We start from the raw sequence: 7938 nt of genomic DNA on the forward strand, positions 1-7938 counted from the left end.
TGTCGGGGTGGCGGGATTTGAACCCACGACCTCTTCGTCCCGAAGCAACTTGGAGCGGCCGTTGTGCTTGGGGTGTAGTGCCTGTCATCTGCGCTAATGGTCCGCTGACGTCCACGGGTGTTCGCGGTTGTGCGTCGAGGTTGTCACGCAGTTAGACACTCAGTGTGCCTCGCCCGCATCGCTCTAAGGGTGTGTTGCGCGCGAGTCACGCGATCTCTAGGCCCGCTCCATCAGTTCAATCACGATGGGCGCGGCGGACTCGATCTCGATCGTGGCCCCTTCATCCTCCTGGAGGGCGTCAGAGGAAGCGTCGATGGGGAGTACGACCAGTCTCGTGTGCGGTCGAGGAAGCCGACCCAGGTCCAGGGGCGGATCGTGACGCAGGATGTCGACGACGCGAACGAGCGTCTCGGGGATGCTGACGCTGCACAAGTCCCCACGGTTTAGGTACTGAGGGCTCGGCTCGGTCCGAAACAGCGTGTACGACCACTCCCACGAGCCAGGGTCAACGGGAAAGGCCACTTGCCCGTTCCATCGGAACCGTGAGTCCGGATCGACCTTCTCCCAGGGCCACTCCACAGAGATATAGGAGCCCCGAACGTCGGCAACTCGCGCTCTCGCTGGCGAGCAACCCACTCGCAGTACATCGCCCACCTGGTAGGCCGGCCGACCGGCTTCGCGCTTCACCACGCTGTTCCTAACGTGTCTGATCCGTCGTGTCCGAAGGCTACGGCTGGTTGCTGCCTTCTTCTTGCCCTGGGTCTTGCCGTGGATCTTGATGAGCTGCGTTTTCGCTGCTCAGAGGCGGTGGGCACGTGCGCCTGGTGGTCGTCGTTGGTCGTCGTTGGCCACTGCCGAGCGGCCTCGGACGGCCCAGACAACGGCCCTGCGGCCCGTTCGGCGGCCTACGAGCTGACGGGCAACTCCCGCGCTCGCTGGCGCGCTTGGGCCCGTAGCTCCTTCAAACGACTGTGGAACGGGTTGTGGCGGTTCTGGTCGAGGTTCAGAGGGAGGTCGAGTTGAGAGATGAACTGTGACTCCAGGGCCCACGGTTCGTCCTCCTCGACCCAGCACACCCGCGCGTTGTCCGCCATCCACTGACTCAGCGCGGCTTCGCCGGTTTTGCCGAAGGTCATCTTCTTACCGCTGCCCACACGACGCAGCTCAAGGCCGAGCAGGCAGCCGAGGGTGAACCGCAGCGTCGAGCCGGCCGCGTTACCCCGGTAGTGGTTGCGCACCCGTTTGCGCAGGTTCTGTGTGCTGGGCCGGCTCGCCATGTACCGCGGGGCTATGCCGACGTAGAGCAGGCACCCGGCGTCCAGGTCCGGATGAAGCGACTGCTCGAAGTGCCATCCATAGACTCCTGCCGCCGCCGGGACAGGGCTCGGACGCACCAAGACCTCCTGCGCTGACCACAACCGATCGGGGCTGACGAGACCGGTAGCTTCCACGTACCCTCCAGGCATGCCACGGGTGATCCTCGCAGGCTACTGGTTGAGGCTGATAGAAAGTCCCCGATCTGCGCAGCTCTACTTGTTCTTTGCGCACTCAGCTACAGATGACACCTTAGTGACACTAGCAATCGGTAGCCTCGCGACTACTCCCTTCTCGCCAACGATTGTCAGCATTCCTTTGTCATGCTTGGCGAAGAGGCCGCAATAGTTACCGCCTACGTTGTCAGTTACGCTGATTTTTGAGGGCTCGTCACTCTTCTGAGGAGCGTAGGCCATTATCCCTAGGGTGGCCATATAGAAGGGGACCATCAAAAGTGCAAGACGGCGACTAGTCTTGAGGCGACCACTGGCAACTCTCGTTGCTTTTGCTGTTTCCTTCGCGTATCTAGGCCCACTCACGATAATGCTGACTGGTTGCCCCTGGGCCGCCATTGCCGCCCACACCACGCTGGCTACTGCCAGCAACAAGGCAATCCCTGCCAGCATCCCAACCAGCAACTTATACGGCCACAGATCTGCTAGAGCTGCTAGGTCAGATGCACCTCGGACAGCAGTAAGCGTCGTCAATAATCCTGTGACTACAAGGATCGTCGCACCCCAGCGTTCAGCAGAGCGCTGAATGTCCGACAGTCCATTGAAGCGCGCCGCATCAGCTAGCCTGGCCCACCGAACATCTTCGGGGGTCGCTGGGTTGGGAGAGGGGAGAAACTCTAGTTGGTCAACCGGGACGCCACTCAGGTCGAGCTCTGGTCCGTTTTCTGCCGCACTCACTGTTGCCTCTTTTGGAGTAGAAACCTCGTCATGGCGCCGCAGCCGATTTCATCTCCCGGTCGGCCGTCATGCTCGTGAGTACATGAGCAAAAGATGAGATGCTCTTGTGGGGCAGCCGTAAGGGAACCAGCCGCAGACTGACCGGTCACGTACGAGCCAGGTGTTACCACCAGGGGCTTCACGGAGAGACTGAAAGAGAACTCGTGACCACACCGTGTACAGGTTCCGGCAAGAGTAACGATTCCGTTTGCCGAAACCGTCTTGAACAACCCATTCTGCAAAGCAGTCAACATTTCAGGACACTCTACTTGCGAGTAGCCGACGCTGCTGGCCGTCATCCTGTTGCCCCCCAAACGCGCGTTCAATGGTCTGCATCTCGGCCGGCTCAACTGTGTGGTACTGGCCGAGTGTTGGGTATGGTAGCGCCGGGAAGGTGTCTCCAGGGACATCGCTGCGAGGCCCTGGGAGGATCGAAGTGGCTGCCAGTGACCAGGCTGAGACTTTGTGGATGGACGAAGAGACCTCGTTGACGGACGATGTTCGGTCGACTCTCCGCGACAGTGCTCGTCAGTCAGCAAGCCTTGGTGGCCGACTGGAGCGGGCTGCAGCTAGCCGGGGACCGCGTAGACCGATGACGGTCAAGAGCATGGCACCTGTTCCTGTGAGTGATGAGGACGTGCCTCTCGTCACAGTGAGTGACCCGCAACTCTCCTTGGATGATTTGGTTCTTACCGATCAGAGCATCACTGCTTTGAGGGAAATCCTTAACGAGCAACGCCATGCCAGCAGGCTTGCGGCCTATGGGTTGCGCCCGAGGAGTAAATTGCTGCTAGCTGGTCCTAGTGGGACCGGAAAGACTCGTACCGCCGAGGCTCTAGCTTACGCTCTTGGGATTCCCCTTTTGAAGGTCCGGCTATCCGCAGTCGTGTCATCCTATCTTGGGCAGACAGCGCGGCACCTGGAGCGAATTCTTGCGTACTCCGAGGGCGGCCGATGGGTTGTGAGTTTCGACGAGATCGACATGTTCGCAGGGGAGCGCGAGGACTCCGACCATGGTGAGATGCGGCGAGTCTCCACTGTGCTGCTTCAGCAGCTAGAGGAATACAAGGCTGACAACCTCGTTATCGCGACAACGAATCATGGAACGTCGCTTGATGCTGCCATGTGGCGTCGGTTCGATGAAGTACTTACCTATCGACACCCGACGCAAGCCCAAATTTCTGCGTTGTTGGAGATAAAGCTCCGTAGGTTCCCTTACAAAGTGAACAAGGAGCAAGTGTCCCGCAGCCTTTCAGGCATGAGCCATGCAGAAATTGAAGCCGTATGCCTGGACGTCATGCGTAAATCAGTTCTGGCTGGCGCCAAAAGCATTCGCACAGAGGATATCGTAGAGAGTGCTGCCACCAGGAAGAAGAGGTATAAGGAGGCAGGGAAATCTCAGGGCTGATTCCGCTTCCGTTTTTTGAATCCGCTGCGCTCCCCCACATCGAGATAGATCGTATCGCAGTCGAACGAGCTAGGCGTAAGACTGAAAAGCGCGGTCCCGGGCCTCGATACAGCGACCAAAAAAAACATGGTGAAGATCTTCACGACGATCTCGACTTTGTTTTCCTGGATCTGCAGCAGCGTGCTCCTGCTCTGGGTATAGACCCTCGACTCATACTCGTAGTTGAGATCGGCACCGACACAGTGGGTCCCACCGATGAGGCAGACTGGAGTCGATCGGGTCTTCGTGTTGTTGAGGCAAGAGAGGCTAGCCGCGTAATCGCGTTTAGCGATGACCCTCAAATGACGGAATTCTTGCGCCGCCTCGACCTTTATTCGAAAGGGCCGCAGGATGGGAAAAAGACAGCATCTCATGAACGGTTCTTCGACAACATAGCAAGTGTGCGTCGGTATGGGCGGAAGGATCGAATAGGTAAGTTTCTAGCTGTTCAGCTAGCGCAGGCGGAAGCAGATGAAACCGCAGAGTTCACCGTCGATGTTGAGGTGTGGCATCCAGGGGATGAAGAGAAAGCCATTTCTTGGATCAACGCTCTCGAACATGCTCTCCTAGAGGTTAACGCCGAGGTGCACGACCGCTTCTCAAGTCCGGCGGCCGGTGTCTCACTGATGCGCGTCACCGCTTCGTTATCCGTTATCTCGCGACTGTTGGACGTTGATCTGGTTGCCAAGGTAGACGCTTTGGCGGTTGGGACTCAAGATCACATGAGTCCTAGTGACGTCAGTCTGGAGCAGGTGACCGATCTCCCCACTGCAGCGGCCGGCTCCCCCGTCGTAGGTCTTATCGACAGTGGTGTGCAAACCGAGCACCCGCTGTTGCGTGGGTGCATCGTAGATGCGGCTACGGTTAGCGATGCGTTTAGTGACGGGGTCGACAGGCACGGACACGGCACCAACATCGCCAGCATTTTGCTTCGTGGATCCATTGAGGAGCAGCTGGCATCCGGAGAATGGGAGACTCCGCCCTGTCGGATTCTCTCAGTTCGGGTATTGGATGCAGAGAACAAGATCCCTCACGATAGGTTGCCGCAGTCCGAGATCGCGAATGCCGTTGCATATCTTGCGTCACAAGGTGTCAAGGTTATCAATTTGAGCCTTGGTGACGAAGAGGGGATGATGGTAGGTGATCGAGCCCCAACGCTCGCAGCGGTGCTCGACAGCCTGGCGCGTAAGTTCGGTGTGGTCTTCACGGTACCGACCGGTAACGTGATTCCTGCGCAATATTCGGGTGTATTCGATGAGAGCTTTCCGGTCGATTACCCGCGTCGCATGCTTGAGAGTCCAGATACTGGTCTTATAGATCCTGCCCCATCGGCGCTCTCCCTTACTGTCGGAGGCGCAGTTCCCGCTCTCAGGGCAGGGGCGCTGGGAAGAACCCCCGTCGGTGAACCGGGTTGGCCCTCTCCCTTTTCGCGAGTCGGTCCAGGGATCAACGGTGCGATCAAGCCGGAGGTCAACGCGCCGGCTGGAACGCTAGGCCTGGGGATCGACGGCAACGACCCTGAGGATGAAGATGCCTTCATGGTTGCCGTTGCTGATGGGCGCCTTGAGGGTTCGGCGCTGGTCTCGTACGACAGGGGCACGAGCCTTGCAGCGCCTCATGTTGCACGCGCATGCGCCATTGTGCAGGACGCGTACCCAGAGGCCTCATCCAATCTGATCAGAGCGTTGGTATTGCAGTCCGCTACGAGTGGACCCTCGCCGTTGCAGGGTATCCAAAACGTGTCTGACGCTCTTCGGGAGGCTGAAACACTGCGACTTGCCGGATATGGGCAGGTATCAGAGCGTCGTAGCGTGTTGAGTGGTGAGAGGGATACGGTTCTCTTCGCCGAAAGCGAGATTCCGTTGGATTCCGTGCATCTCTACACCGTTCCCATCCCAGAGGCCTTCTTCCTTCCTGGTCGGGAACAGCGCGGTGTAACGGTCTCTCTGTGCTTCGATCCGCCCGTCCGGGCGAGACGCATGGATTACCTGGGGTCCCGCATGCAGTTCGATTTGCTGCGCGGCGTTAGTCCGCGAGCCACCATGGATCTACTGCTGGCAGAAGAGAAAGAGGCCAGAAAGGAAAGAAAGCGCCTAGGGAGAAGGTTGGCAACCATATCGAGCCTTCCGAATAGGCAGAGGATTCCTTTGAAGCCTGGTCGAAATGCAAGGTCGGCTGGCGCCAACCAGGTAGGAAGAATGGTATGGCGATCTGCATTGACAAGGTTTAATGCGGACTCCTCGGAGTTCGTACTTGCAGTGCAAAATGTTAATCGCTGGGATTCGCCGACGAGGAAGCAACCGTATGCGATCGCTGTCCGTCTATGGGTTGGCGATGCCTTGCCTCCTGTGTATGCCGATCTCCGCGCGAAAGTCCGAACGATGAGGGCGCAGGCTACGGTACGTGCGCAAGTGCGTGGCTAGCTCGCAAGGTCGGTGGAGCGGCTTTGGGCTGGAGCTGCTTTGGCGCGAGTGATCATGGCCCCGTAAGCTTCCGGCGCGTCGGGCAGTCTGTGGACCTGCCCGGTAAAGCACGACGTTGGGGCCATGATCTTCGAGGCTCGCGCCAAAGTGGCTGCCTAAAGCCGTGGAGCCGACCGCCCCAGCCACGACGTACCCCTTCTCTGGCATCAGGTGGCTGACTGCTCTGAGCGCGGCACGGGCGCTGGCCGGGCTGGAGCGGGGCGGAGACAGGAGCGCAGGCCCGGCCGGGGGCCGGGCCGCGCGCGGGGAGCGGAGCGAGCCGCCTTGAAACCCGTAGAGAAAGTTGTAACTCAGTCAGGCTTCCGGGGCTTGAAGTCGTAAGCGCAGTTCGGGAGTTCGGCGCCCTGTCGGTGCAAGAGCGGTAGGAAGATAACAGGCCTGATCATCCACGTGATGCGGATGTCTTCGTGGGTCACCGACACCGTGCAGGGCTCGGAGCGCAGCAGCGCACGCCTGGTCTCGATGCGGCCGTCGTACAGCCACTCCCATGCAGCGTCCGACGCGTCTGCGTCGAGGGCCGATGAGATCGTTCGGAGAGTGACCGCTACCCACCGGTCCGCCTGAGGAGCTGCGTAGGCGTCGAAGGATGCCAGTAGTGCCAGCCCTTGCTGCTCGGTGAGGTCCTGCGTCCAGCATTCGCACCAGTAGCCGCGTCGGGTCCCCTTCATCGACACGGGTGGCCTCCTGCCGTGGTCCTGGGACTGCTGTCGTCGCTGTGAAATGTCTGCGGCACGTCATGGGCGTCCCGCTCGGCGTTCAGAACCACGGCGCCGACTCCTGAAGGTTCACTTGGACACCGAGTTCCGCGGTGACCGTCCGGCCGGACTCGTCCCCCTGGACCGTGACGCTGTCGGCGAGGGCGGCGACCAGGACGAGCCCGCGGCCGTGCGTGGCGTTGAGCGGTGGGTCCTGGACCTCGGGCGTGGTCTTCGTGTGGCCGCAGTCGGTCACCGCGATCGTGAGTGCCCGATCGGAAACGGTGAGGCTGACGCGGAAGGCGCCGGCGTCCTCGCCACTGGCGGTGTGCGTGACGGCATTGGTGCCGAGTTCGGTGACGATCAGCTCGGCGTCTTCGGAGCGCGGGTGACCGTTCAGGGTGGCGCGGGTCCAGCGGCGCGCGGTGCTGAGTTCTTGAGGGTCCCCTGGGAAGGTGCGTCCGTGGGTGGGCATGGCGTCCTCCATGGCGGTGACCTGCTGTCTTCCGTGCCATCGGGGGCGACCGGCTGACACGGACCATGCAGAGCCGTACAATTAGTACTAGCACCGTACCGAATGTGCGCGTACTGAGAGTGCGGGTTCGTACTTTTCGTGCGAGCGGTCGGCGCATAGCGTTCGCCGGGTGGTCTGGTGCTGGCCTGGAAGCCGATAGAGAGAGGACCTCGCATGTTCGGACTGATGGTGCGCTTCACCTGCAAGGACGAGGCGTCGGCGGTGGCGTTCGATGACCTCGTGGCACGGACCGGCGAGCTGATCCGGGCGAACGAGCCCGGGACGGTGATCTACACGGTGCACCGCGTTGACGGACGTCCCTTGGAGCGCGTGTTCTACGAGCTGTACCGGGACAAGGGCGCCTTCGAGGAGCACGAGTCGAAGGAGTACGTGCGGGCCTTCCTTTCCGAGCGGGACCAGTACCTTTCCGCCACAGAGGTCGACCGTCTGGATTTCGTGTCCGGCAAGGGTGTGGACGTTGAGCACTGAGTATCAGAAGGCGCTAGGTCGCAAGATCGCCTTCCATCGCAAACGG

Annotated in this window: 7 protein-coding genes; 3 read left to right on the forward strand and 4 right to left on the reverse strand. The window is 60.3% G+C overall.

Features of this window, described 5'->3' with window-relative positions; translation table 11 throughout:
* Positions 1 to 905: 905 nt before the first annotated feature.
* Complete coding sequence (locus tag ACZ7DL_RS38440; protein ID WP_470781642.1) at positions 906 to 1451, reverse strand: GIY-YIG nuclease family protein; 546 nt, start codon at positions 1449 to 1451, stop codon at positions 906 to 908.
* Positions 1452 to 1529: 78 nt separating this feature from the next.
* The gene (locus ACZ7DL_RS38445) at positions 1530 to 2225 is read right to left on the reverse strand and encodes a hypothetical protein (protein ID WP_470781643.1); all 696 of its coding nucleotides are present in this window, start codon (positions 2223 to 2225) and stop codon (positions 1530 to 1532) included.
* A 631-nt stretch (positions 2226 to 2856) separates the two neighbouring features.
* On the opposite strand from ACZ7DL_RS38445, the gene ACZ7DL_RS38450 reads away from it, so the two are divergent.
* The gene (locus ACZ7DL_RS38450; RefSeq protein ID WP_470781644.1) at positions 2857 to 3672 is read left to right on the forward strand and encodes an AAA family ATPase; all 816 of its coding nucleotides are present in this window, start codon (positions 2857 to 2859) and stop codon (positions 3670 to 3672) included.
* Positions 3673 to 4013: 341 nt separating this feature from the next.
* The gene (locus ACZ7DL_RS38455) at positions 4014 to 6134 is read left to right on the forward strand and encodes a S8 family peptidase (protein WP_470781646.1); all 2121 of its coding nucleotides are present in this window, start codon (positions 4014 to 4016) and stop codon (positions 6132 to 6134) included.
* Between the two features lie 350 nt (positions 6135 to 6484).
* Here ACZ7DL_RS38455 and ACZ7DL_RS38460 read toward each other — a convergent pair whose 3' ends face one another.
* Together ACZ7DL_RS38460 and ACZ7DL_RS38465 are read right to left on the reverse strand one after the other, a co-directional pair.
* Complete coding sequence (locus tag ACZ7DL_RS38460; RefSeq protein ID WP_470781661.1) at positions 6485 to 6862, reverse strand: hypothetical protein; 378 nt, start codon at positions 6860 to 6862, stop codon at positions 6485 to 6487.
* 88 nt (positions 6863 to 6950) lie between these two features.
* Complete coding sequence (locus tag ACZ7DL_RS38465) at positions 6951 to 7364, reverse strand: ATP-binding protein (protein ID WP_470781647.1); 414 nt, start codon at positions 7362 to 7364, stop codon at positions 6951 to 6953.
* A 213-nt stretch (positions 7365 to 7577) separates the two neighbouring features.
* Between ACZ7DL_RS38465 and ACZ7DL_RS38470 the strand changes: the two genes are divergently transcribed.
* Positions 7578 to 7892, forward strand: coding sequence for a putative quinol monooxygenase (locus tag ACZ7DL_RS38470; protein ID WP_470781649.1), 315 nt, complete (start codon positions 7578 to 7580; stop codon positions 7890 to 7892).
* Positions 7893 to 7938 lie beyond the last annotated feature (46 nt).

It is taken from the genome of Streptomyces sp. NPDC036984 (assembly GCF_055607665.1).

Bases quoted from the DNA above. Each gene is read 5' to 3' on its own strand.
- ACZ7DL_RS38450 (WP_470781644.1), top strand. From the start codon at position 2,857: ATGACGGTCAAGAGCATGGCACCTGTTCCTGTGAGTGATGAGGACGTG.
- ACZ7DL_RS38455 (WP_470781646.1), top strand. From the start codon at position 4,014: ATGACGGAATTCTTGCGCCGCCTCGACCTTTATTCGAAAGGGCCGCAG.
- ACZ7DL_RS38460 (WP_470781661.1), bottom strand. From the start codon at position 6,862: ATGAAGGGGACCCGACGCGGCTACTGGTGCGAATGCTGGACGCAGGAC.
- ACZ7DL_RS38465 (WP_470781647.1), bottom strand. From the start codon at position 7,364: ATGCCCACCCACGGACGCACCTTCCCAGGGGACCCTCAAGAACTCAGC.
- ACZ7DL_RS38470 (WP_470781649.1), top strand. From the start codon at position 7,578: ATGTTCGGACTGATGGTGCGCTTCACCTGCAAGGACGAGGCGTCGGCG.